The organism is Streptomyces sp. NPDC030814, from assembly GCF_055572155.1.
Genome location: NZ_JBVIDX010000016.1, coordinates 133,684 through 156,719, shown reverse-complemented (window position 1 = coordinate 156,719; position 23,036 = coordinate 133,684). Strand labels below are relative to the sequence as shown.

Annotated in this window: 22 protein-coding genes and 1 tRNA gene; 14 read left to right on the top strand and 9 right to left on the bottom strand. The window is 72.0% G+C overall.

Going from position 1 to position 23,036, the window contains the following annotated elements:
• The first annotated feature begins 1 nt into the window (after nt 1).
• Nucleotides 2-74, top strand: a tRNA-Glu gene (locus ACZ43N_RS29125).
• A 99-nt stretch (nt 75-173) separates the two neighbouring features.
• Here the strand turns inward: ACZ43N_RS29125 and ACZ43N_RS29120 are convergent.
• The gene (locus ACZ43N_RS29120) at nt 174-818 is read right to left on the bottom strand and encodes a MerR family transcriptional regulator (protein ID WP_468101691.1); all 645 of its coding nucleotides are present in this window, start codon (nt 816-818) and stop codon (nt 174-176) included.
• Nucleotides 819-899: 81 nt separating this feature from the next.
• Between ACZ43N_RS29120 and ACZ43N_RS29115 the strand changes: the two genes are divergently transcribed.
• Complete coding sequence (locus ACZ43N_RS29115) at nt 900-1,406, top strand: DUF4188 domain-containing protein (RefSeq protein ID WP_468101690.1); 507 nt, start codon at nt 900-902, stop codon at nt 1,404-1,406.
• 111 nt (nt 1,407-1,517) lie between these two features.
• On the opposite strand, the gene ndgR is transcribed toward ACZ43N_RS29115, so the two are convergent.
• Entirely contained in the window at nt 1,518-2,234 is a 717-nt protein-coding gene (gene ndgR / locus ACZ43N_RS29110) for an IclR family transcriptional regulator NdgR (RefSeq protein WP_009320373.1), read from the bottom strand.
• Between the two features lie 200 nt (nt 2,235-2,434).
• On the opposite strand from ndgR, the gene leuC reads away from it, so the two are divergent.
• From leuC to ACZ43N_RS29090, 4 genes are all read left to right on the top strand, one after another.
• Nucleotides 2,435-3,859, top strand: coding sequence for a 3-isopropylmalate dehydratase large subunit (leuC, locus tag ACZ43N_RS29105; RefSeq protein WP_468101688.1), 1,425 nt, complete (start codon nt 2,435-2,437; stop codon nt 3,857-3,859).
• Between the two features lie 5 nt (nt 3,860-3,864).
• The gene (gene leuD / locus ACZ43N_RS29100; RefSeq protein WP_468101687.1) at nt 3,865-4,458 is read left to right on the top strand and encodes a 3-isopropylmalate dehydratase small subunit; all 594 of its coding nucleotides are present in this window, start codon (nt 3,865-3,867) and stop codon (nt 4,456-4,458) included.
• 287 nt (nt 4,459-4,745) lie between these two features.
• Nucleotides 4,746-4,976: an SCO5555 family protein gene (locus ACZ43N_RS29095; protein WP_055512544.1), complete on the top strand. Its 231-nt coding sequence runs from the start codon at nt 4,746-4,748 to the stop codon at nt 4,974-4,976.
• Between the two features lie 137 nt (nt 4,977-5,113).
• Nucleotides 5,114-5,761 (top strand): HU family DNA-binding protein, encoded by a 648-nt coding sequence (locus ACZ43N_RS29090; protein ID WP_159773391.1) that lies wholly within the window; start codon nt 5,114-5,116, stop codon nt 5,759-5,761.
• A gap of 138 nt (nt 5,762-5,899) precedes the next feature.
• Here ACZ43N_RS29090 and ACZ43N_RS29085 read toward each other — a convergent pair whose 3' ends face one another.
• Together ACZ43N_RS29085 and cofC are read right to left on the bottom strand one after the other, a co-directional pair.
• A complete protein-coding gene (locus ACZ43N_RS29085; protein ID WP_468101685.1) occupies nt 5,900-6,103 on the bottom strand; it encodes a hypothetical protein in 204 nt (67 codons plus the stop codon).
• 9 nt (nt 6,104-6,112) lie between these two features.
• Entirely contained in the window at nt 6,113-6,763 is a 651-nt protein-coding gene (gene cofC / locus ACZ43N_RS29080; protein WP_468101683.1) for a 2-phospho-L-lactate guanylyltransferase, read from the bottom strand.
• A gap of 170 nt (nt 6,764-6,933) precedes the next feature.
• Here cofC and ACZ43N_RS29075 point away from each other — a divergent pair, with 170 nt between their 5' ends.
• Genes ACZ43N_RS29075 through ACZ43N_RS29065 form a run of 3 tightly spaced genes read left to right on the top strand, consistent with a single transcriptional unit; the run spans nt 6,934 to nt 9,970 of the window.
• Nucleotides 6,934-7,746: a lysophospholipid acyltransferase family protein gene (locus ACZ43N_RS29075; protein WP_468101682.1), complete on the top strand. Its 813-nt coding sequence runs from the start codon at nt 6,934-6,936 to the stop codon at nt 7,744-7,746.
• Entirely contained in the window at nt 7,743-8,753 is a 1,011-nt protein-coding gene (locus tag ACZ43N_RS29070; protein ID WP_468101679.1) for an NAD(P)H-dependent glycerol-3-phosphate dehydrogenase, read from the top strand. Before ACZ43N_RS29075 ends, ACZ43N_RS29070 begins: the two co-directional genes overlap by 4 nt.
• Before the next feature lie 59 nt (nt 8,754-8,812).
• A complete protein-coding gene (locus tag ACZ43N_RS29065) occupies nt 8,813-9,970 on the top strand; it encodes a D-alanine--D-alanine ligase family protein (RefSeq protein WP_468101677.1) in 1,158 nt (385 codons plus the stop codon).
• 80 nt (nt 9,971-10,050) lie between these two features.
• Here the strand turns inward: ACZ43N_RS29065 and ACZ43N_RS29060 are convergent, their stop codons facing one another.
• Both ACZ43N_RS29060 and ACZ43N_RS29055 read right to left on the bottom strand, forming a co-directional pair.
• Nucleotides 10,051-10,341 (bottom strand): DUF3515 family protein, encoded by a 291-nt coding sequence (locus ACZ43N_RS29060; protein ID WP_468101766.1) that lies wholly within the window; start codon nt 10,339-10,341, stop codon nt 10,051-10,053.
• A gap of 74 nt (nt 10,342-10,415) precedes the next feature.
• On the bottom strand, nt 10,416-10,649 hold the full coding sequence (locus ACZ43N_RS29055; protein ID WP_468101675.1) for an Lrp/AsnC family transcriptional regulator: 234 nt from the start codon (nt 10,647-10,649) through the stop codon (nt 10,416-10,418).
• A 218-nt stretch (nt 10,650-10,867) separates the two neighbouring features.
• Here ACZ43N_RS29055 and ACZ43N_RS29050 point away from each other — a divergent pair, with 218 nt between their 5' ends.
• From ACZ43N_RS29050 to ACZ43N_RS29040, 3 genes are read left to right on the top strand one after another with little or no spacing between them, the layout of a single operon-like run.
• Nucleotides 10,868-11,833, top strand: a complete 966-nt coding sequence (locus tag ACZ43N_RS29050) for a thiamine-phosphate kinase (protein ID WP_055512562.1) — start codon at nt 10,868-10,870, stop codon at nt 11,831-11,833.
• On the top strand, nt 11,830-12,648 hold the full coding sequence (gene thiD, locus ACZ43N_RS29045) for a bifunctional hydroxymethylpyrimidine kinase/phosphomethylpyrimidine kinase (RefSeq protein ID WP_468101673.1): 819 nt from the start codon (nt 11,830-11,832) through the stop codon (nt 12,646-12,648). The genes ACZ43N_RS29050 and thiD overlap by 4 nt, the downstream gene beginning before the upstream one ends.
• A complete protein-coding gene (locus tag ACZ43N_RS29040; RefSeq protein ID WP_468101671.1) occupies nt 12,615-13,160 on the top strand; it encodes a hypothetical protein in 546 nt (181 codons plus the stop codon). Before thiD ends, ACZ43N_RS29040 begins: the two co-directional genes overlap by 34 nt.
• Before the next feature lie 7 nt (nt 13,161-13,167).
• On the opposite strand, the gene rpmB is transcribed toward ACZ43N_RS29040, so the two are convergent.
• A complete protein-coding gene (gene rpmB, locus ACZ43N_RS29035) occupies nt 13,168-13,353 on the bottom strand; it encodes a 50S ribosomal protein L28 (RefSeq protein ID WP_003993230.1) in 186 nt (61 codons plus the stop codon).
• Between the two features lie 298 nt (nt 13,354-13,651).
• On the opposite strand from rpmB, the gene ACZ43N_RS29030 reads away from it, so the two are divergent.
• Complete coding sequence (locus ACZ43N_RS29030) at nt 13,652-15,400, top strand: DAK2 domain-containing protein (RefSeq protein ID WP_468101764.1); 1,749 nt, start codon at nt 13,652-13,654, stop codon at nt 15,398-15,400.
• 347 nt (nt 15,401-15,747) lie between these two features.
• On the opposite strand, the gene ACZ43N_RS29025 is transcribed toward ACZ43N_RS29030, so the two are convergent.
• The gene (locus ACZ43N_RS29025; RefSeq protein WP_468101762.1) at nt 15,748-18,675 is read right to left on the bottom strand and encodes a tetratricopeptide repeat protein; all 2,928 of its coding nucleotides are present in this window, start codon (nt 18,673-18,675) and stop codon (nt 15,748-15,750) included.
• 8 nt (nt 18,676-18,683) lie between these two features.
• Nucleotides 18,684-20,528, bottom strand: a complete 1,845-nt coding sequence (locus ACZ43N_RS29020) for an HSP90 family protein (protein WP_468101669.1) — start codon at nt 20,526-20,528, stop codon at nt 18,684-18,686.
• Nucleotides 20,529-20,729: 201 nt separating this feature from the next.
• Here ACZ43N_RS29020 and recG point away from each other — a divergent pair, with 201 nt between their 5' ends.
• Nucleotides 20,730-22,943: an ATP-dependent DNA helicase RecG gene (gene recG, locus ACZ43N_RS29015; RefSeq protein WP_468101667.1), complete on the top strand. Its 2,214-nt coding sequence runs from the start codon at nt 20,730-20,732 to the stop codon at nt 22,941-22,943.
• Nucleotides 22,944-23,036: the final 93 nt, after the last annotated feature.

The window sequence follows — 23,036 nt, the reverse complement described above, 5'->3', positions numbered from 1 at the left end:
CGCCCCCGTTGTGTAGCGGCCTAGCACGCCGCCCTCTCAAGGCGGTAGCGCCGGTTCGAATCCGGTCGGGGGTACCTCACAGAAGGCCCTTCGCTTCGGCGGAGGGCCTTCGTCGTGCGCGGGCGGCGGGCGGCGGGCGTCCAGGGGCGCGCCATGCGCCCGGAGCGCCCCGCTCACTCGAACCCGTACCGCCGTGCCGACTCCTCCTCCTGTGCCAGCCGGTGCAGTGCCCGCAGCACCGGCTCGAACAGCACCGCCGACGAGACCGCCGACTCCACCATCTCCGTGTCGGACTCGTATGTCTCCATGCGGTCCAGATCCCGCGCCGCCGCCTGGTGCATCAACTCGGCGTACGGAGCCATGGTTTCGGCGTCGCACGGATAACCGAGCCGGATCTGCGTGGCCACCAGCGCCACCAGGGAACGGTGCACGGGCGAGAGCGCGCCGATCTCCCTCGCCGCCTCCCAGCCCAGCGTCTCCAGCAGCCGGTCCACCTCCGCCGTCGCGGCGGCCGTGGCCGGATCCTCCTCGTCCGGGTCGGGGGCCTGGGGGAGCGCCCACAACGCCGCGCCGAGGCGGATGGTGCGGCCCAGCGACTCGTCGTCCACGTGCTTGAGCACCTCCCTGGCGCTCGCCACCGGCACCCGTCCCACCTGGATCAACGCCCGCACCAGCCGCAGCCGGCGCAGATGCCCCTCGTCGTACTCCGCGGTCGTCGCGTTGACCTGCCGGCCCGGCGCCAACAGGCCTTCGCGCAGGTAGTACTTGATCGTCGCGGTGGACACCCCGCTGCGTGCGCTCAACTCCGACAGCCGCATTTCTCTTGCGCCCCTCCTTGGGAAGTGACACTATCCAAGCATGAGAGGTCGGATAGTGCCGCTCACCAATAAGGGGGAGTCATGTCGGGAAAGACGGTCGTCGCCGGACGGACCACCGCTGCCGCCGAGGGCGATGTGGTGGTTCTGCTCATCGGTGTGCGCATCAACCACTTCTGGGCCGTCCATCACTGGATGCCGGTACTGGCGGCCATGCCCAGGATGCTGCGGGAGCTGCGCAAGGACCCGGGCCGTGGGCTGCTCAACGCCGTCCTGCTCACGGCCTCGCCGCGGACGTACTACGTCGTCCAGTACTGGGAGTCCAAGGAGAAGCTCTACGGGTACGCGCACGCGCCCGACGCGTTCCATCGCGTGGCGTGGGCGGCGATGAACCGCAAGGAGCGCAAGGGGAAGGGCCGCGGCCACGTGGGCCTCTGGCATGAGACGTATGTGGTGCCGGAGGGGTCGTACGAGTCGATCTACGCGGACATGCCGGCCTTCGGCCTCGCGGCGGCCACGGGGGTGCTGCCGATCGAGAAGCGGGGGAGGTCGGCGAAGGAGCGGTTCGCCCATCGCCGGGCGAATGCCTGACGAGGGGCACACGATCGGCCGGCCATCCGACGAAGGTCGGCCCACAGCACGAGAAAAGGCCTGCCGCGGCGTTGAGGCAGGCCTTTTCATGGTCGTACGGCTGGGAGAGGGTCAGCCCGAGCGGCGCAGGGCTTCGGAGAGACGGGCCGCGGCGTCGATCACCGCTTGGGCGTGCATGCGGCCGGGATGGCGGGTGAGGCGCTCGATGGGGCCGGAGACCGAGACCGCGGCGACCACGCGGTTGGAGGGGCCGCGAACCGGGGCCGAGACCGAGGCGACGCCCGGCTCGCGTTCGCCGATCGACTGGGCCCAGCCGCGGCGGCGCACCCCGGAGAGGGCGGTCGCGGTGAAGCGGGCGCCCTGCAGACCGCGGTGGAGGCGCTCGGGCTCCTCCCAGGCCATGAGGATCTGGGCGGAGGAGCCGGCCTTCATCGTGAGCGTCGAACCGACCGGGACGGTGTCCCGTAGGCCGGACAGCCGCTCCGCCGCGGCGACGCAGATGCGCATGTCGCCCTGGCGGCGATAGAGCTGGGCGCTCTCGCCCGTCACATCCCTGAGGTGCGTGAGCACCGGGCCCGCCGTGGCGAGGAGGCGGTCCTCGCCGGCGGCCGCGGCCAGCTCGGCCAGCCTCGGGCCGAGGATGAACCGGCCCTGCATGTCGCGTGCCACCATGCGGTGGTGTTCCAGAGCCACGGCAAGGCGGTGGGCCGTGGGCCGTGCGAGTCCGGTGGCCCCGACCAGACCCGCGAGGGTGGCCGGACCGGACTCCAGAGCGCTCAGGACCAGGGCCGCCTTGTCCAGAACGCCGACGCCGCTACTGTTGTCCATGAAACGATACTCGCGTCTCACTCTGTGAAACGCAAGTTCAATTTCACGTGGACCTTGCCACTCTGGAAGCAGAACAACAGCGGCTCGCGGACCGACGAGCCCGGCGGCCGGCGCGCGCGACGAGGGGATGCGCACGCGCTCGCCACCTCCGAGATCTCTAGTTGGGTCGACGCGTTGACGCGTCGGCCGGAGGGAAAGCGATGGGTAGGACACTCGCGGAGAAGGTCTGGGACGACCACGTCGTCCGGCGCGCCGAGGGCGAGCCCGACCTCCTCTTCATCGACTTGCACCTGCTGCACGAGGTGACCAGCCCCCAGGCCTTCGACGGTCTCCGCAAGAGCGGGCGGAAGGTCCGCCGGCTCGACCTGACCATCGCGACCGAGGACCACAACACCCCCACCCTCGACATCGACAAGCCCATCGCGGACCCCGTCTCCCGCGTCCAGCTGGAGACTCTGCGGAAGAACGCCGCAGAGTTCGGTGTGCGGCTGCACCCGCTGGGCGACGTCGAGCAGGGCGTCGTCCACGTCGTGGGTCCGCAGCTGGGTCTGACCCAGCCCGGTATGACGGTCGTCTGCGGCGACTCCCACACCTCCACGCACGGCGCCTTCGGCGGTCTGGCGTTCGGCATCGGCACCTCCCAGGTGGAGCATGTGCTGGCCACCCAGACGCTGCCCATGGCCCGCCCGAAGACCATGGCCATCACGGTCAACGGCGAGCTGCCCGACGGGGTCACCGCCAAGGACCTGATCCTCGCGATCATCGCCAGGATCGGCACGGGCGGCGGCCAGGGCTACGTCCTCGAATACCGCGGCTCCGCCATCGAGAAGCTCTCGATGGAGGCCCGCATGACCATCTGCAACATGTCGATCGAGGCCGGCGCCCGCGCGGGCATGATCGCCCCCGACCAGACCACCTTCGACTACCTCGAAGGCCGCCCGCACGCCCCCAAGGGCGAGGACTGGGACGCGGCCGTCGCGTACTGGAAGACCCTCAGGACGGACGACGACGCCGAGTTCGACGCCGAGGTCGTGATCGAGGCCGCCGAGCTGTCGCCGTTCGTCACCTGGGGCACCAACCCCGGCCAGGGCGCGCCGCTTTCCGCGGACGTCCCCGATCCGGCTTCGTACGAAGACGCTTCGGAGCGCCTGGCCGCCGAAAAGGCCCTGGAGTACATGGGGTTGGAGGCCGGACAGCCGCTGCGCTCCATCAAGGTGGACACCGTCTTCGTAGGTTCCTGCACCAACGGCCGCATCGAGGACCTGCGTGCCGCCGCCGACCTGCTCAAGGGCCGCAAAGTCGCCGACGGCGTACGGATGCTGGTCGTCCCCGGCTCCGCGCGGGTCGGTCTCCAGGCCGTCTCCGAGGGCCTGGACGTCGTCTTCAAGGAGGCCGGCGCCGAGTGGCGGCACGCTGGCTGCTCCATGTGCCTGGGCATGAACCCGGACCAGCTGGCCCCCGGTGAGCGCTCCGCGTCCACCTCCAACCGCAACTTCGAGGGCCGGCAGGGCAAGGGCGGCCGTACGCACCTGGTCTCGCCGCAGGTCGCCGCCGCGACCGCCGTGCTGGGCCACCTGGCCTCGCCCGCCGACCTGTCCGACGCCCCCGCGCCCGCTGGAGTCTGAGAGTCATGGAAGCATTCACCAAGCACACCGGCCGGGCCGTCCCGCTGCGCCGCAGCAACGTCGACACCGACCAGATCATCCCCGCCCACTGGCTCAAGAAGGTGACCAGGGACGGCTTCGAGGACGGGCTGTTCGAGGCCTGGCGCAAGGACGAGACCTTCATCCTCAACCAGCCGGAGCGCAAGGGCGCCACGGTCCTGGTGGCCGGCCCCGACTTCGGCACCGGCTCGTCCCGTGAGCACGCCGTGTGGGCGCTGCAGAACTACGGCTTCAAGGCCGTGATCTCGTCCCGGTTCGCCGATATCTTCCGCGGCAACTCGCTCAAGAACGGCCTGCTCACGGTCGTGCTGGAGCAGAAGATCGTGGACTCGCTGTGGGAGCTCACCGAGAAGGACCCCCAGGCCGAGGTGACGGTCGACCTGGAGACCCGACAGGTGCGTGCCGAGGGCATCACCGCCTCCTTCGAGCTGGACGAGAACTCCCGCTGGCGGCTGCTGAACGGGCTGGACGACATCTCCATCACCCTCCAGAACGAGGCCGACATCGCCGCGTACGAGGCCAAGCGGCCGTCGTACAAGCCGCGGACGCTGCCAGTCTGATCCGCCTCGCGGGCCGCCCCTCGGGACGGCCCGGGCACGACGGATTCCAGCCACCGCCACACCCCCCTGTACCCCCAATCGTGCACGGTTGGGGGTACAGCCATGTTTGGAGTAACGCACCTTGGAAGTGGGGTGCAGAAAGGTTTCAACTCCCCCAGTTACAAAGGCGTTTGCCGGGGTACGCGCATCATCGTGCGGCATTGGAAGGGGGTGCTCGACAGGCCCCCGGGAGACGGCAGTTACCCCCTGGGCAGGCGACAACTCGCCCCAGATGGCACAATCTGTGCATGGAACACGACGGCCAACTCGAGCTCTATGCGGCGGTCGCGGGCCAACTCAAGGAAGCGCACGCAAGGGTGCGCGCACTGCAAGTCCCGGAGGGCGTACGGATGGCGCTGACCCGGAAGCTGCTGGTCATTACGGCCGTGGCCAAGCACGATCTCGCCGACGCGGCAAGGCGTCTGGAGAGCTTCACCGTGGACCTCGACGAGGGGCGAATGCCCACCGGGGAACGCTGAAGCCACTCCGTGACAGCCGAGTTCGTTGCGGCACAAGGGTGATAAGCCCGTTTCGTGTTTGATTTGCGGTATATATCTGCCTAACGTGCGAAAAGCTTGAACACTTTCGTTCTGGCGATGTCTCCGAAGGGGAAGACGTGAACAAGGCGCAGCTCGTAGAAGCGATTGCGGACAAGCTCGGTGGCCGTCAGCAGGCCGCCGACGCGGTGGACGCCGTCCTGGACGCCATCGTCCGGGCGACGGTCGCGGGTGAGAGGGTCTCGGTCACCGGCTTCGGTTCGTTCGAGAAGGTCGAGCGTCCCGCCCGTTACGCCCGCAACCCGCAGACGGGTGAGCGGGTTCGGGTGAAGAAGACCTCCGTGCCCCGCTTCCGCGCAGGTCAGGGCTTCAAGGACCTGGTGAGCGGCTCCAAGAAGCTGCCCCGCGGCGGCGAGGTCGCCGTCAAGAAGGCGCCCAAGGGCAGCCTGAGCGGTGGCGCTTCGGCGACGGTGAAGAAGGCCGCCGCGAAGAAGACCACCGCGAAGAAGGCGACCACGGCCCGCAAGGCCGCGCCCGCGAAGAAGACCACCGCCGCGGCGAAGAAGACGACGGCGAAGAAGACCACCGCGAAGAAGACCACGGCGGCGAAGTCGACCGCGGCGAAGAAGACCACGGCGGCGAAGTCGACCGCGGCGAAGAAGACCACCGCGGCGAAGGCTCCGGCCAAGAAGGCCACCGCGAAGAAGGCTCCGGCCAAGAAGTCGTCGGCTCGAAAGACCACGGCCAAGAAGACTGCCGCCCGTTAACAGGGAGGCGCTGGGTACTCACACGCGCCGGGCCGGGCTCCTCGTCGGAGCCCGGCCCGCGGCGTATTCCGGGGTAAGGGTTGGTTGAGAATGTCCCTTCTCCGCACCCCTTTGGCATGGCCTCGGCCCGGCCCTGTCTCAGAAGGTCTGCAAAGTGATCAAAGTGATGCGGAGGGCTTCGTCCGTGCCCTCCGTCTCGATACGGACGCGCTGGCCGGGGCGGAGCAGGCGCAGGTCGCCCGCGTCGAAGGCCGGGGCGTCGAAGGGGACGGGCGTGCCGTCGTCGAGGAGGACCTGGCCCGAGCGGGTGGCCGGGTCGTAGGAGTATGCGGTGGCCTGCATGCACGCAGCCTACTGGCCAGGTATCAGCAGGCGCGCGGCCGCGGCGGCCGTCCGGGGTCCCACACCGAGCAGGAGGGCGGTGCGCAGGTCGTCGCCGGTGTCGACGTCCTGGCGCACGGAGTCGACGGCGTCGAGTGCGAGTTCCACGGCGCCGGAGCGGCGGTGGCCCAGCCGGGAACCGGGGCCGAACGCCGGGCGGAGCGCTCGGCCCGGAGCGGCGGCGAGCAGGGTGGTGCCGGTGCCGGCGGCGTCCGCGAGGAACGCCCGCGGGAACGCCGCGGCGGCGTCCAGCACGCGGGCGAGTTCCGCCGGGCGCAGGGCCGGCAGATCGGCGTTCAGGGTGGCCACCGGAGCGTACGGCCGGGCGGCGCGTGCCAGGGCCGCCGCGTGCCGCAGCGCGGCGTTCAGGCCGTCCGCAGGATCGGCCGCCGGGTCGTCGGGGACGATCCGGGCACCGAGCGCCGCCAGCTCACTCCCGGCGAGCGGGTCGTCCGTGACGACCACCACATCGTGCACCACCGCACAGGCCAGGGCAGCGGCCACCGTGTCCTGGGCGAAGGCGAGGGCCAGACCGGGGCGCACGCCGTCGTCGGCGGTGTCCGACAGCCTGCTCTTGGCCCGTGCCAAGGGTTTCAGGGGTACGACCAGGGTCCACTGCACGGGTGTTCCGTCCCTCTCTTGTCGCCGTCATTGTCACCTGGGGGCAACGGAAGTCCGCAGGGTGGGGCGTACGGTGTTCTCGACAGACCGGCGGTCCGGGGCGACACTTGTGCGGCTCCCCGGGCGAGGAGCCCCCTGGCCCCCCTGGCCCCCTAGAGGAAGGTGTCCGAGTGTCCCGCCGCAGAATCGGCTTCTGGTACCGCTTTGCCGCGGTCCTGTGCAAACCGCCGCTGGTGATTCTGATCAAGCGGGACTGGCGCGGAATGGAGAACATTCCGGCCGACGGTGGATTTATCACCGCGGTGAACCACAATTCGCACCTCGACCCCTTCGCGTACGCGCACTTTCAGTACAACAGCGGCCGCGTTCCGCGATTCCTCGCCAAGAGCGGTCTTTTCAAGAAGGGATTCGTGGGTGCCGCGATGCGCGGCACCGGACAGATCCCCGTCTACCGCGAGACCACGGACGCGCTGAGCGCCTTCCGTGCCGCGATCGACGCCGTGGAGCGCGGTGAGTGCGTCGCCTTCTATCCGGAGGGCACCATCACCCGGGACCCGGACCAGTGGCCCATGACCGGCAAGACCGGGGCCGCGAGGGTCGCCCTCCAGACCAGGTGCCCGGTGATCCCCGTGGCCCAGTGGGGTGCCAACGAACTGCTGCCGCCGTACGCCAAGAGGCCCCACCTCCTGCCGCGCAAGACGCACCACGTGCTCGCGGGCCCGCCCGTCGACCTCTCGAGCTTCTACGGCAAGGAGATGACCCCCGAGCTGCTGAAGGACGCCACGGAGGTCATCATGGCGGCCATCACCCGCCAGCTGGAGGAGATCCGCGGCGAGAAGGCGCCCGAGACGCCCTACGACCCGAGGCGGGAGCGCATCGAGCAGCGGCGCCGGACCGCGGCGACGGTCGAGCACCAGCGGTCCGGTCAGCACAATGGAGCCCTGCGGGAACAGGCACATCAGGAAGAGGGGCAGGGCAAGTGAGCAAGCCGGTCAAGGCGGCCGTGTTCAGCGCCGGTTCGTGGGGCACGGCCTTCGGCATGGTGCTCGCCGACGCGGGGTGCGAGGTCACGCTGTGGGCGCGCCGCGCGGAGGTCGCGGACGCCATCAACTCCACCCGGACCAACGTGGACTACCTGCCGGGCCTGGAACTCCCGCGGAACGTGCGCGCCACCACGGACCCGGCCGAGGCCGCCGCCGGCGCCGACTTCACCGTGCTGTCCGTCCCCTCCCAGACCCTGCGCGCCAACCTCGCCGAATGGGTGCCGCTGCTCGCCCCCGACACCGTCCTCGTCTCGCTCATGAAGGGCGTCGAACTCGGTTCCGCCATGCGGATGAGCGAGGTCATCGAGGACGTCGCCAAGGTCGGACAGGACCGTGTCGCCGTCGTCACCGGCCCCAATCTGGCACGCGAGATCGCTTCCCGCATGCCGGCCGCCTCCGTGGTCGCCTGCACCGACGAGGCCGTCGCCCAGCGGCTCCAGGCCGCCTGCCACACCCCGTACTTCCGCCCGTACACCAATACCGACGTCGTCGGCTGCGAACTGGGCGGCGCCGTCAAGAACGTCATCGGCCTCGCCGTCGGCATCGCGGACGGCATGGGCCTCGGCGACAACGCCAAGGGGTCGCTCATCACCCGGGGCCTCGCCGAGACCACTCGACTGGGCCTGGCCATGGGCGCCGATCCGCTGACCTTCTCCGGGCTCGCGGGCCTCGGCGACCTGGTCGCGACCTGCTCCTCGCCGCTCTCCCGCAACCACACCTTCGGCACCAACCTGGGCAAGGGCATGACCCTCCAGGAGACCATCGCGGTCACCAAGCAGACCGCCGAGGGTGTCAAGTCCTGTGAGTCCGTGGCGGACTTGGCGCGCCGGCACGGCGTCGACATGCCCATCACCGAGACGGTCGTCGACATCGTGCACGAGGGCAAGCCGCCCGTGGTCGCCCTCAAGGAGCTGATGTCGCGCTCCGCCAAGTCGGAGCGACGCTGAGCGATACCGGCCGTGCGGGCGCTGACGGCCGCACTACCAACGGGTACTCTCATCGCGATATGAGCACCGAGAACCTCCCCCAGAGCCCTGAGCAGCCGTCCCGCAAGCCGCGCGTGGCCGTCGTCTTCGGCGGCCGCAGCTCGGAACACGGGATCTCCGTGGTCACGGCCGGCGCCGTCCTGCGTGCCATCGACCGGACGAAGTACGACGTCCTGCCGATCGGCATCACCCGGGACGGCCGTTGGGCGCTCACCGCCGACGAGCCGGAGCGCATGGCGATCACCGACCGCCGTACGCCCAGCGTCGAGGAGCTCGCCGAGTCGCAGGAGGGCGGCGTGGTGCTCCCCGTCGACCCGGCCAACCGCGAGGTCGTCTACAGCGAGCCCGGCTCGGTGCCCAAGGCGCTCGGCGAGGTCGACGTCGTCTTCCCCGTCCTGCACGGCCCGTACGGCGAGGACGGCACCCTCCAGGGTCTGCTGGAGCTCTCCGGCGTCCCGTACGTCGGCTCGGGCGTCCTCGCCTCGGCCGTCGGCCAGGACAAGGAGTACATGAAGCGGGTGTTCACCTCCTTCGGGCTGCGGGTCGGCCCGTACGTGGTGATCCGGCCGCGCGAATGGCAGCTCGACGAGTCCGCCGCCCGTAAGAAGATCATCGACTTCGCCGGTGAGCACGGCTGGCCGCTCTTCGTGAAGCCCGCCCGCGCGGGCTCCTCCATCGGCATCACCAAGGTCGACGACCTGGCCGGTCTGGACGAGGCCATCGCCGAGGCCCAGAGCCACGACCCGAAGATCCTCGTCGAGGCCGCCCTGCGGGGCCGCGAGATCGAGTGCGGCGTCCTGGAGTTCGAGGACGGCCCCCGCGCCTCCGTCCCGGCCGAGATCCCGCCGCCCGAGGCCCACGCGTACTACGACTTCGAGGCCAAGTACATCGACTCGACCCCGGGCATCGTCCCGGCGCCGCTGACCGAGGAGGAGACCGCAGAGGTCCAGCGCCTCGCCGTCGACGCCTTCGAGGCGGCCTCCTGCGAGGGTCTGGTCCGCGCGGACTTCTTCCTCACGGAGGACGGCCACTTCGTCATCAACGAGATCAACACGCTCCCCGGTTTCACGCCGATCTCGATGTACCCGGCGATGTGGCAGGCGACCGGCATCGCGTACCCGGAGCTGGTGGACCGCCTGATCCAGGCGGCGCTGCGCAGGCCGACGGGTCTTCGCTGAGGCACGCGGCACCCCTCAGGAGGCGATCCCCCTCGGGGATCGCCTCCTTGATCGCGGGCGCCTCGCCGGCAGCCGGTCGCTCACCGTCCACCGCACCGTCCACCGTCGGCGTCACGCTCTTCGGCCACCACCGGGTCCGTCCTCCTGGGCGGCCGGGGAACACCGCAGCGCAGTATGATCGCCGGGCTGCCCCAGCCCGCTGTCAGCGGCGAGGCGGGCTCGGGGTCCCGGCGGCCGAGACCGTCCACTTTCGGTGGCAACGCCCCGCCCGGGTTCCGGCACAGCTTCGTGACGGTCGCGTCCGGGCTGGGAACCGCCGCTGATCCGCCGTCGTCTGCTGAGGAGCAGCCCGCGACGGCGATCAACGACACGACCAGAACGGGCAGCCCGAAACGAGCGGGGTGCCGGTGATGCGGGAAGCACACCGGCCAGGGGTAGACGGGGGCTACAGGTGCACGACCGGGCAGGTCAGCGTGCGGGTGATGCCGTCCACTTGCTGGACCTTGGCGACCACCAGCCGGCCGAGATCGTCCACGGTGTCGGCCTGGGCGCGGACGATGACGTCGTAGGGACCCGTCACGTCCTCGGCCTGGATGACCCCAGGGATCTTGCTGATCATGTCGGCGACGGTCGACGCCTTGCCGACCTCCGTCTGGATCAGGATGTACGCCTGTACCACGGAACCTCCAGGGCGGCCACGAGGATCATGTGGGGAAAAGGAACGCCACGGTATCGCGTAGTGGCGCGCCGCGGGGAGACCCGCACAGGCCGCGCCGCGCACACCGGGGCGCCGGGAGTGCGCAAGTCGACGGTCAACTCGACCGTACCGAGGGCGAGGACCGCTCGCGACCGGGCGCGGGTGACACTGGAAGCGGCACAAGAAGGGGCGATACGACGATGAAGGGCACCGTGGGAGAGCTGGGGGAGTTCGGGCTCATCAGGGAGCTCACCTCCCGGCTCACCACCACCCCGGCGGTCCGGGTCGGCCCCGGCGACGACGCCGCTGTGGTGGCCGCGCCGGACCGCCGGGTCGTGGCGAGCACCGACCTCCTGCTGGAGGGGCGGCACTTTCGCCGCGACTGGTCCACGGCGTACGACGTCGGCCGTAAGGCGGCCGCCCAGAACCTCGCGGACATCGCCGCCATGGGCGCCGTGCCCACCGCGCTGCTCCTCGGCCTGGTCGCGCCCGTCGATCTCCCGGTGACCTGGGCGACCGAGCTGATGGACGGCCTGCGCGACGAGTGCCAGGTCGCCGGGGCGGCCGTCGTGGGCGGTGACGTGGTCCGCGGCGACACCATCATGATCTCGATCACCGCGCTCGGCGATCTGCGCAACCACGAGCCTGTGACCAGGGGCGGGGCCCAGCCGGGGGACGTCGTGGCCGTCACCGGCTGGCTCGGCTGGTCCGCCGCCGGGCACGCGGTCCTCTCCCGCGGCTTCCGTTCGCCGCGCGCCTTCGTGGAGGCCCACCGGCGCCCCGAGCCTCCGTATCACGCGGGCCCCGCCGCGGCCGACCTGGGCGCCACCGCCATGTGCGACGTGAGCGACGGGCTGATCGCGGACCTCGGGCACATCGCCGAGGCCAGCAACTGCCGGATCGACATCCGGTCCGGCGCGATCGACATCCCGTCCCAGATGAACGACATCGGGCAGGCCGTCGGCGTCGACCCCATCCAGTGGGTGCTCACCGGCGGCGAGGACCACGCCATCGTGGCCACCTTCCCGCCGGACGTGAAGCTGCCCGCCCGCTGGAAGGTGATCGGCGAGGTCCTCAACCCGTCGGCGCTGCCGCAGGTCACCGTCGACGGGGCGCCCTGGACCAGCAAGGGCGGCTGGGACCACTTCGCGGACATAGAGTCGTGACCGGGGCACCGAGCGCACCGCCCCGGGTGCTCACCGTCGCGGGCTCGGACTCCGGGGGCGGGGCCGGCATCCAGGCCGACCTCAAGACCATGCTGGCGCTCGGCGTGCACGGCATGAGCGTCGTCACCGCTGTCACCGCGCAGAACTCCCTCGGGGTGCAGGGCGCTTGGGAGCTTCCGGTGGAGGCCGTGCGCGCCCAGTACCGCAGCGTCGTCGACGACATCGGTGTCGAGGCCGTCAAGACCGGCATGCTCGCCTCCGCCGAACTCGTCGAGACGGTCGCCGAGTTGCTCGCCGCCACGGACGCGCCCGTGGTCGTCGACCCGGTCGGCGTCTCCAAGCACGGCGATCCGCTGCTCGCCGCGTCCGCCCTGGACGCCGTCCGCGAGCGTCTGCTGCCCACGGCGACCGTCGCCACCCCCAACCTCGACGAGGTCGCCCAACTCACCGGTGTGCGCGTCGAGTCGGAGGCCGGGATGCGCGAGGCGGCCGAGGCCGTGCTGGCGTACGGGCCCCGCTGGGTGGTGATCAAGGGCGGGCATCTCTGTGGAGACGCCGTCGACCTGCTCACCGACGGCTCGCAGGAGCACTGGCTGCGGGCACCGAGGTACGACAACCGGCACACGCACGGCACGGGCTGCACTCTCGCCTCCGCGATCGCGGCGCGGCTCGCGCGGGGCCTGGCCGTGCCGGAGGCCGTGGCGGCGGCGAAGGAGTACGTGACCGGGGCGATCGCCGCCGGGTTCGCGCTCGGCGGCGGCATCGGGCCCGTGGACCACGGGTGGGCGCTCACCCGGCGTACGCCGGCAACGTGATGTTCGTCGCCGGCCTCCCGGTGAGCCGCTGGAAGCAGGCAGCCATGGGCCGGGACGCGAGCCGCCGGTACATCCGGTCCCGGCCGCGGATCCGCCGCTCGGTGGGCGGGGCGAAGAGCGGCCGCCGGGGGTTTCCGGCCGATGGCGTCGGGGACGGCGAGGTCGGGGCGTACGGCTCGTGTCCGGTCCAGGAAGGGGCGGTCCGCGGGTTCCGGAAGCGGGGGCGACACCGGTACGAGGATCTCGCCGGTGACGCCGAGGGCCTCCCGGCTGGTGGCGAGGACCCGCAGGCCCGGGCAGCCGCCGAGGAGGAGCCCGAGGACACGGGCGGCGTCTCCTCGACCAGGTGCTCGCAGTTGTCCGGCACACGGACCGTCGGTCAGGCGCTGGAGGGAGACCGTACGGCCCCGTCGAGGAGCAGCAGCGTCGGCATCCGGGAAGGCACGGCAAAAAGCCGGCCCACCATCGGTGGACCGGCTCTGTGCAGCGAACCAGCAGTGGCCGCGCGCTAGCTGAGCGTCAGCGCGAGACCTTGCCGGCCTTGATGCACGAGGTGCAAGCGTTCACGCGCTTCGGCGTCCCGCCCACCACGGTACGCACACGCTGGATGTTCGGGTTCCAGCGGCGGGACGTACGGCGGTGCGAGTGCGAGATGTTGTTGCCGAAGCCCGGCCCCTTGCCGCAGACGTCGCAGTTGGCAGCCACGGGTCACTCCAAAGACTTCAGATGCACTTACGGTTGATCCCGGCATGCCGGGATCACGATCCCGAGACCGGGATCTGAGTGGCGTTGCCAGGGGGAAGGCCCGGTCTGGATCGGTGATCCGGATCGGGCAACCGGAGCAGCATACAACGACTGCGTCCGTACAACGAAACTACCATGGCTGGTCCGGGCCTCGTCCCGGCCCTCTTACCGGCGGTCACGGCTGCGGGTCTACGCTGCGTGCGGCGTGCGGCGTTCCCCCACCACACGTCCAGCAGCCAAGCAGCTCAAGGAGGCGCAGGTGCCGCAGGTGCCGCAGACATTCTTCGATGCTCTGGCGGTGCGCACCTGGTGCGGCCTCGCGTTGGCCGCCCTGGGGCGGGCCCGTGAGGAGATCGACGCGATCAACGTCTATCCGGTCGCCGACGGCGACACCGGGACGAACCTCTATCTGACCATGGAGTCGGCGGCGGCCGCCGTGGAGGCGGTGTTCGCGGGCCACGAGAGCGGGTCGGCGCCCGGCTCGCCCGCCGCCGGGCAGCCCACCCTCGCCGAGGCCGCACGCGCCATGGCGCACGGCGCACTCATAGGCGCCCGGGGGAACTCCGGGACGATCCTCGCGCAGCTCCTGCGCGGTATGGCCAAGGTGCTCGCGGACGACAGCGAGGCCGCCCACACCGACGGCCAGGGGCTCCGCCTCGCCCTCCGGCACGCCGCCGACTCCGCACGCGAGGCCGTCGCGCACCCGGTGGAGGGCACCGTCCTCACGGTTGCCTCCGCGGCCGCCGACGCGGTGGTCGCCGCCGAGGGCGACTGCGGCGTGGTGGCACGCGCCGCCTACGAGGGTGCCGGCACGGCCCTGCTGGCGACCCCCGGGCAACTGGCGCAGCTGGCTCGCGCGGGCGTCGTGGACGCGGGGGGACGCGGCCTGGTGGCGGTGCTGGCGGCGCTGGTGGAGACGTTCACGGGGGAGGCGCCGAGGACGCATGCCTTCACCGTGCCCGCCGGTTCGTCCGACCTCGCGGCCACACACGCGCGCGTGGCCGGTACCGGAGCCGAAGCCGTGCGAGGCGCGGAGGGCGTCGGTCCCGAGGTGTGCGTCGACGACCGGCCCGGGACCGGCGGGCCGGCCTTCGAGGTGATCTACCTCCTGGAGGCGGACGACGCCGCTGTGGCCCGGTTGCGCCGCCGGCTGGACGAACTGGGCGACTCGCTCGTCGTCGTCGGCGGGGACGGCCTGTGGAACATCCATGTGCACGTCGACGACGCCGGTGCCGCCGTGGAGGCGGGGGTCGAGGCCGGGCGGCCGTACCGGATCCGCATCACGCATTTCGGGGCCGAGGACGCGCATCTGGCCGGCGAGGCAGGGCGGCAGCCGCGTGAGCGTGCCCAGCGCGCCGTCGTCGCCGTCGTACCGGGGGAGGGCCTGGCCGGGCTGTACACCGAGGCCGGCGCGACCACGGTGCTGGCCCGCGCCGGGGAGCCGCCCGCCAGCGGGGAGCTCGTCGAGGCCGTACGGCGTGCCCACGCGCGCGAGGTGGTGCTCCTGCCCAACGATGCGGAGCTGCGCCACACGGCGGCCGCGGCGGCCGAACAGGCCCGCGCCGAGGGCGTACGGGTGGCCCTGATCCCCACCCGCTCGGCCGTCCAGGGCATCGCCGCACTCGCCGTGCACGAGCCCGGCCGCCGCTTCGACGAGGACGTCGTCTCCATGACGTCCGCGGCCGGCGCCACCCGCTACGCCGAGGTCGTCATCGCCGAGCGCCAGTCCTGGACCATGGCCGGCATCTGCCAGGCAGGTGACGTCCTCGGACTCATCGAGGGCGATGTCGCCGTCATCGGCGACGACGTCACCGCGACCGCCGCCTCCGTCGTCGACCGCATGCTCGCCGCCGGCGGCGAAATGGTCACCCTGGTCCTCGGGGACGACGCCCCCGAAGGCATCGCCGACCACGTGGAGACCAGGCTGCGCGAGTCCCACCTGGGAGTGGACACTGTGGTCTACCGGGGCGGCCGCCAGGGAGCGCTCCTGCTGATCGGCGTCGAATAGCTCCGCCGGGGCGCCTGTGTGGGGGCGGGGGCGTGCGGGGCTTTTCGACGGCCGGGGGCCGGGGCCTGGGCCTGGACGTTTTCCGCAGGCGCGGGGGATGCGTTCGTTCTTCGGAGGCGCGCAAAAGCCGTGAGTGGCTCAGGACGCTGGGCACCGCCCGTTCTTGGGGGCGCGGGGAACTGCGAGAGAAACCACGCCCCACCCGCACCCGCCGTCACCACACGCGTCCCCGACCTCCTGGGCGCCCGAGCGGGGCCGAAGGGGCGGCACCCCCCTGGGGACGGGACGGCAGGGACGGCAGGGGCGGCGGGGGCGAGAACCCGAGCCCGCCCCACGCCCCCTGAGCCCTAGCCGTCCCCCACGCCCCCCACCAGCCCCAACATCCGCTCCGCCTCCGCCCGACGAGCCACCACCGTCTCGTCCTCCCGGCCGCCGTCGCCGTACGCGGCCAGCACACTCCGTGCCCGCCCCGCCGCGTCCGCCGCCCGCTGGAGGTCCGCCTCCAGCCACCCGGCCGCGAGTTCCGCGCCGGTCCGCGCGTCCAGGAAGTCGGCCCCCAGGGAGCCGTACACCGCCACGGCCCGCTCGACGAGCGTCAGCGCCTCCTCGAAGACCGCACGGTACGAGGCGAGCTCGGCGTCCTCCGCGACGGACCGGGCGAGCAGGTCACCGAACTGCCGGTACGTCTCGCCTAGTTCGGCGTGGATCCGCAGCCGGTGCTCCTCGCCGGTCACATCCGTCAGGGCCGCCTCGCACCCGCGCACCGCGTCGCCCATCAGCTCCCGGGCGGCGTCGAGCCCCGCCCCCTCCTGCGCCGCGTACCAGGCCCGCGCCCGCAGCGCCCGCACATACCCGTGGACGTTCCCCAGCTCTCCCCAGAGGTCGCCCGCGCGCTCGTACGCCCGGTCCGCCTCGGCGGGCAGCCCCGCGCGGGCGAGGGCCTCGGCGGCGAGGTGGGCGAGCACGGCATGGTCACGCTGCTCGGGCCAGTGCCGGGTGATGTCGGCGGCTCGCAGCCACCGGTCGGCCGCCTCGCGGTGCTCGCCCATCTCGGTGTGGCAGTCGCCGAGCCACCACAGGGTCTGGGCGATGGCCCCGTCCCCGTGGATCTCGGCCGTCAGATCCACCAGGGCCGACTCCAATACCTCCGCGGCCTCCGCCCAACGCCCCTGCCGCAGCAGGAACCCGCCGAGCAGATGCCGGGCCCAGGAGCCGAGCGTCCGGCTCTCACCGGCCTCGTCGGCCCAGTGCGCCGCCTCCAGCGCGTGCTCCGCGCCCGCTTCGATCCGGTCGGAGGCACCGAGGAGTTCGGCCAGCTGGACGTGGAGCTGGGCGTGCCCCACCGGCTCCAGATCCGTACCGCCGTGCTCCAGTGCCGTGCGGGCGGCCCGCTCGGCCCGCTCCAGGTCCCCGAGCTGCTGCGCGATCCCCGCGAGCCGGGCCTCGTACTGCACCGCGAACCACGGCACCCCGGCCCCGACATACCGCTCCGCGGCCTCCTCGAACAGCTCGGCGGCTCCCTCCGCGTCCCCGCTCCGCTCCGCCAGCTCACCGAGCATGGCCCGCGCCTCCGCGGCCCGCGAGGCCAGCCGCACGTCCTGCGCGCGGTGCGGTTCGACGCATTCCGCCAGTTCCCGCACGGCCGCCTCGGCGGCGGTCAGCAGGCTCTCGTCCGGGTCCGTGTCCTCCAGCTGCCGCATGAGTATCCGGGCCCGCCCCACCAGTACGGACGCCGCCTGCCGGAGGCCCGTGCCGCCGCTCGCGTAGAGGGCGAGAACCTTCTCGTACGGCTCGGAGAGCAGCTCCAGGGCTTCCTCGGCATGGCCGTTCAGAGCGTGGACGGTCGCGCCACGCGCGCGTGCCGCCAGCGCCTCGCCCGGGTCACCGGCCTCCTCGTACAGCTCCGCCGCGTGGTCGAACAGAGTGCGCCCCTCGGGACCGAGGCCGATCGCCCGGTGGTCCACGATCTCCGCCCGGTCATGGGCGTCCAGCTCCGCGCCGTCCGCCTCGGCGGCACGCGCCACCGCGGCCCACGCGCCCACGGAGGCCGGGTGCAGGGACTCGGAGAGCCGCCGCGCCTCGGCCAGGAGCGCGGGCAGGTCGTCCGGTGCCGGAGCCGCCTCCGCGCGCTCCACGGCCAGGGGCTTTCGAGGCGCCGGGACCGGCACCGTGCCCGTCGCGCGCACGCCCAGCGGCAGCCGGTCCACCAGCGGCAGCCGGTCCATGCGCTCCCGGACGTGCGTGCTGACGTACGCCGTGCCATTGCGCTCGTCGAACCGGGCGGCCAGGGACAGGGCCTCCACGCGCGCGTGGGAGGCCAGTTCGCCGGCGGTCCAGGTACGTCCGGCGGGCCCCGGGACCGTCTGATCGGCGAACCCTCGGGTGACCAGGCGGGCCATGAGGAGGGCCACCACGGCCGTGAAGTCCAGTCGGCTGCGCGGGTCCCCGGAGTCCGTGAAGTACGCCGGACGCTCGGCCAGCAGCTCCAGGCCGCGCGCCTCGTTGCCGGTCAGAGCGCAGAACTCCACGTGGTCCGCGTACGCGCCCCGCATGCTCTCCATGGGCCGCACCAGCCGGAAGCCGCGCAGATGGTGGGCGCGCGCCTCGTCCAGGCGGCCCAGCCGCAGCAGCGGCAGCAGGGAGGACGCCAGGACGGTGTGCGGCTCGTGGGCGCAGGTGTACTCGCCCTCCAGGACCGGCGCCCACAGCCGCAGCGCCTCCGCGTCGTGCCGCTGCCGTGCCTGCCACCAGCCCTGGCCGTGCAGCTCGCACGCGTGGCAGTCGGCCATGCTGTCCCGGTCGGCGGCCAGCCAGGCGTCGTAGGCCCGCTCGGCCCGCGCCAGGTCACCGATGTGTGCGGCCACACTGAACTCGGCGCTGCGCACGGCCCGTTCCGAGTGCCCGGCGAGCCGGTAGCGGTGCTCCATCTCGCCGAGCCACTTCTCGATGGAGGCGAGCGGCACGTGCGGCTGGTTGAGCATGCCGGCCGACATCCACTTGAACACCCAGTGCAGCGAGTGGACCTCGTACTCGTCGAAGTCCTCGGGGCGCTCGTCCCACATGCGCAGCAGACGCGCGAAGGGGACGAACATCTTGTCCTTCTCGGAGCTGTAGTTGTAGACCTTCAGCTGGTGGCCGAGCGCCTCGATCACGGCGAGCGGGATGTTCAGCTTCTCGGCCTCGGCGAGCAGCCGCTCCGCGCGCGCGTTGCGGGCGGGGCCCTCCGGCTGCTCGTAGTTCTCCGCCATGGCCCGGCGCAGTTCGTCGAAGTCCATGACGTCCCTCACGGTCGGCCGCCCTCCCCGGACCCGGTCTCGCTGTGCGTGGCCCACTCCAGGAGGCCGATGAACGCGCGGTTCAGCAGCGCCGAGTCCGCCGGCCTGAGCGGGCGCTGCGCCATCAGCAGGGCCTGCCCGTACAAGGACTCGGTGGCCGTCCCGATCAGCTCGGGATCGCCCAGGGAACCGATCCGCCGGACGAGCGGGTTGAGGTGGTTCAACACCAGCCGCGCGCGCGGGGCGCTGCCGCGCAGGGAGCCGAGGATTCCCGCCCACAGGTCGTCGGCCTGCTCCTCGGCCTCCGCGCGGGCCTGCTCGTGCCGGGAGGAACGGTCGTCCAGGTGCAGCGCTGGCACCGACAGCGGATGGAACGCCCGCAGCACGACATCACAGCCCAGGGGGTCGAGCTTCGCCCGCGCGGCCGACAGGAAGCCCGCCAGCGCCAGCTCCTCGTCCGGGTCGGGCGCGTCCAGATGCGCGGTCACCGTGTCGGCGTCCAGCTCGGCGACCATCGTGCCCGGGCGCACCGACGGCAGTGCCTCGACCAGCTCGCTGTCGTACGTGTAACCGCCGTTGATCACCCCGACGCCCTGCGCGGAGGCGATCGGCGCGACCTGGCGGTACTCCTCGACCGTCCGCGTGAAGTGGACCACCGGGTGCCGCTGCGCGAACTCCTCCAGGGACAGCCGCCCGTCCGTCGTCTCGAAGGGCAGCCACGGCAGCATCGTGCGCAGCATCTCCCTGTCGTGCCGCGCCAGGGACTTCACCCCCAGGTGGTGCACCGACAGGAAGGCCGCGAGCCGCTCCGGATCACCCGCGGCGAGACCGGTCAGCCAACCGCGGATCCGGTCGCCCAGCGCCTCCCGGACGGCCGCGAGGGTCTCGTCCTCGTACAGCGACTCGCGCGACGCCGTGGGCCGCAGACTGTCCGTGTCGATCACGCAGCGCACGAAGAACGCCCACTCCGGCAGCAGCTGTTCGGCCCGCTCGGTGAGCAGCATGCCCTTCAGGTGCACCCGGTGGCCCGCCCGCTGCGCCGGACTGACCGCGGACGGCAGCACATACGCAACGCCCCGGACCCCGGCCAGCGGCACGTCCAGCTCGATCGCGTCCAGCGGGGCGAACCCGAACAGGTCGTGGCAGTGCCGCGCGAGGGCCACCCTCCGGGTGGCGGGGGAGGGATAGGGGCGGTTCCAGGGCGCCGGCAGATCCGTCACCGCCTCCTCGCCCACCCGGACGTCGTACGGCAGCAGCGACCCGAAGTCCCGCGCCAGCGACAGCACGCGCGCGTGCGAGAGCCAGTCCGCCGCGCCCGGCCGCGCGACCAGATGCACGGTCGTACCCGGCTCGGGACGAGCCTCGTCCGGCAGCGTCCGCACGGTGTACGAGCCGTCGTCGGTGGCCGTCCACTCCACGGGCGGCGCGTCGGGCGTACGGGCGCTGCGGCTGACGACCCGTATCCGCTCGGCCACCACGAAGCACGCCAGCAGCCCTATGCCGAACTGCCCGAGGAAGTCCGAGCGGACCTCCTGGAGCCCGTCGGCCCGCTTGGAGCTGCGGCCGATCGTGGCGAGGAGGCTGTGCACGTCGGACTCCGTGAGCCCCACGCCGGAGTCCTCCACCCGCAGTGCGCCGCCCTCGGCGAACAGCCGCACCCGGGCGGGCGCGTCGGGCTCCTCGGCCCGCCGCGCGGTGATCGCGTCCACCGCGTTCTGCAACAGCTCGCGCAGGTAGACCTTCGGACTGGAGTAGAGGTGGTGCGAGAGCAGATCCACCAGGCCACGCAGATCGACCTGGAACGTGTGAGGTGACTGTGGAGTCTGGGATGCCTGGGATGACTGTGAGGTCATTGAGTCCATCGTCGCAGCGCCGGGGGGGTGGGGGTCGGGCGACGGCGCGGGGTAGGGCGGTCCCGCGAGACGGTGACCGCGGACGGGAGGCGGCACGGGCCATCGTTACAGACCCGGGAGTGCGTCATCCTAGGCGGGAACGACCCGCCTGACCAGCGGATTTCCAGGACGTATACGGGATTGTCAGTGCCGTGGTGTGCAATGGATCCCGTGCCCGCGCTCGAAGAACCGCTCAAGAACACGCTCGGCGCCGCCACCGCGAAGGTGATGGCCGAGCACCTCGGCCTGCACACCGTCGGAGACCTGCTGCACCACTATCCCCGCAGGTACGAGGAGCGCGGGCAGCTCACCCACCTCGCCGACCTCCCGATGGACGAGCACGTCACGGTGGTCGCCCAGGTCGCCGACGCCCGCCTGCACACGTTCGCCTCCGCCAAGGCGCCCCGGGGCAAGGGCCAGCGTCTCGAAGTCACCATCACCGACGGCAGCGGCCGCCTCCAGCTGGTCTTCTTCGGCAACGGCGTGCACAAGCCCCACAAGGAGCTCCTCCCCGGCACCCGCGCCCTCTTCGCCGGCAAGGTCTCCGTCTTCAACCGTCGCCTCCAGCTGGCCCATCCCGCATACGAACTGCTGCGCGGCGAAGACGTGGCGGAGACGGTCGACAGCTGGGCCGGCGCCCTCATCCCGATCTACCCGGCCACCGCCAAGCTGGAGTCCTGGAAGATCGCCAAGGCGGTCCAGACGGTCCTGCCGAGCGCCCACGAGGCCCTCGACCCCCTCCCCGACGCCCTGCGCGCGGGCCGGGGCCTGGTCTCGCTGCCCGAGGCCCTCCTGAAGATCCACCGCCCCCACACCAAGGCGGATGTCGAGGACGCCCGGGACCGCCTCAAGTGGGACGAGGCCTTCGTCCTGCAGGTCGCCCTCGCCCGCCGCCGGCACACCGACGCCCAACTCCCCGCCGTCGCCCGCCGCCCCACCCCGGACGGCCTTCTCACCGCCTTCGACGCCCGCCTCCCGTTCACCCTCACCGACGGCCAGAAGAAGGTCTCGAAGGAGATCTTCGACGACCTCGCCACCGAGCACCCGATGCACCGGCTGCTCCAGGGTGAAGTGGGCTCGGGAAAGACGCTGGTGGCCCTGCGCGCCATGCTGGCCGTGGTCGACTCCGGTGGCCAGGCGGCCATGCTCGCGCCGACCGAGGTGCTCGCCCAGCAGCACCACCGGTCGGTCACGGAAATGATGGGCGAGCTCGCCGAGGGCGGCATGCTGGGCGGCGCCGAGCACGCCACCAAGGTGGTGCTGCTCACCGGTTCGATGGGCGCGGCGGCCCGCCGGCAGGCGCTGCTCGACCTGGTCACCGGCGAGGCCGGCATCGTCATCGGTACCCACGCGCTGATCGAGGACAAGGTGCAGTTCCACGACCTGGGCCTGGTCGTCGTCGACGAACAGCACCGCTTCGGTGTGGAGCAGCGCGACGCCCTGCGGGGCAAGGGCAAACAACCGCCCCACCTCCTCGTCATGACGGCCACCCCGATCCCCCGCACGGTCGCGATGACCGTCTTCGGCGACCTGGAGACCTCGGTCCTCGACCAACTCCCCGCGGGCCGCTCGCCGATCGCCAGCCATGTCGTCCCCGCCGCCGACAAACCCCACTTCCTCGCCCGCACCTGGGAGCGGGTGCGCGAGGAGGTGGAGAACGGCCACCAGGCGTATGTCGTCTGCCCCCGCATCGGCGACGACATCGACGAACAGGCCGGCCCCGGAAAGACCGGGAAGTCCCCCGAGGACGAGGCCGAGAAGCGCCCGCCCCTCGCCGTCCTCGACATCGCCGACCAGCTCACCCAGGGCCCCCTCCAGGGCCTCCGGGTCGAGGTCCTGCACGGCCGTATGCACCCGGACGACAAGGACGCGGTCATGCGCCGCTTCGCCGCCGGCGAGACCAAGGTCCTGGTGGCGACCACGGTCATCGAGGTCGGCGTCAACGTCCCGAACGCCACGGCGATGGTCATCATGGACGCCGACCGCTTCGGCGTCTCCCAGCTCCACCAGCTCCGCGGCCGCGTCGGCCGGGGCTCCGCCCCCGGCCTCTGCCTCCTCGTCACGGAGATGCCCGAGGCCAGCGCCGCCCGCCAGCGTCTGGGCGCCGTCGCCTCCACCCTCGACGGCTTCGAACTCTCCCGCATCGACCTCGAACAGCGTCGCGAGGGCGACGTCCTCGGCCAGGCACAGTCCGGCGCCCGCACCAGCCTCCGCGTGCTCACCGTGATCGACGACGAGGAGATCATCGCGGAGGCGAGGGAGGAAGCGGCGTCGGTGGTGGCCGAGGACCCGGAGCTGGAATCCTTCCCGGGCCTGAGAACGGCCCTGGACGCCCTGCTGGACGAGGAGAGGGAGCAGTACCTGGAGAAGGGCTGAGCGGGCGTTCAAGGCCGGACACCACGTCCTGCGCCGACACATGCCCCGCCCCCTGGCACCTGCCGCTGAGGGCGACGGGCCTGCCCCGGCGGT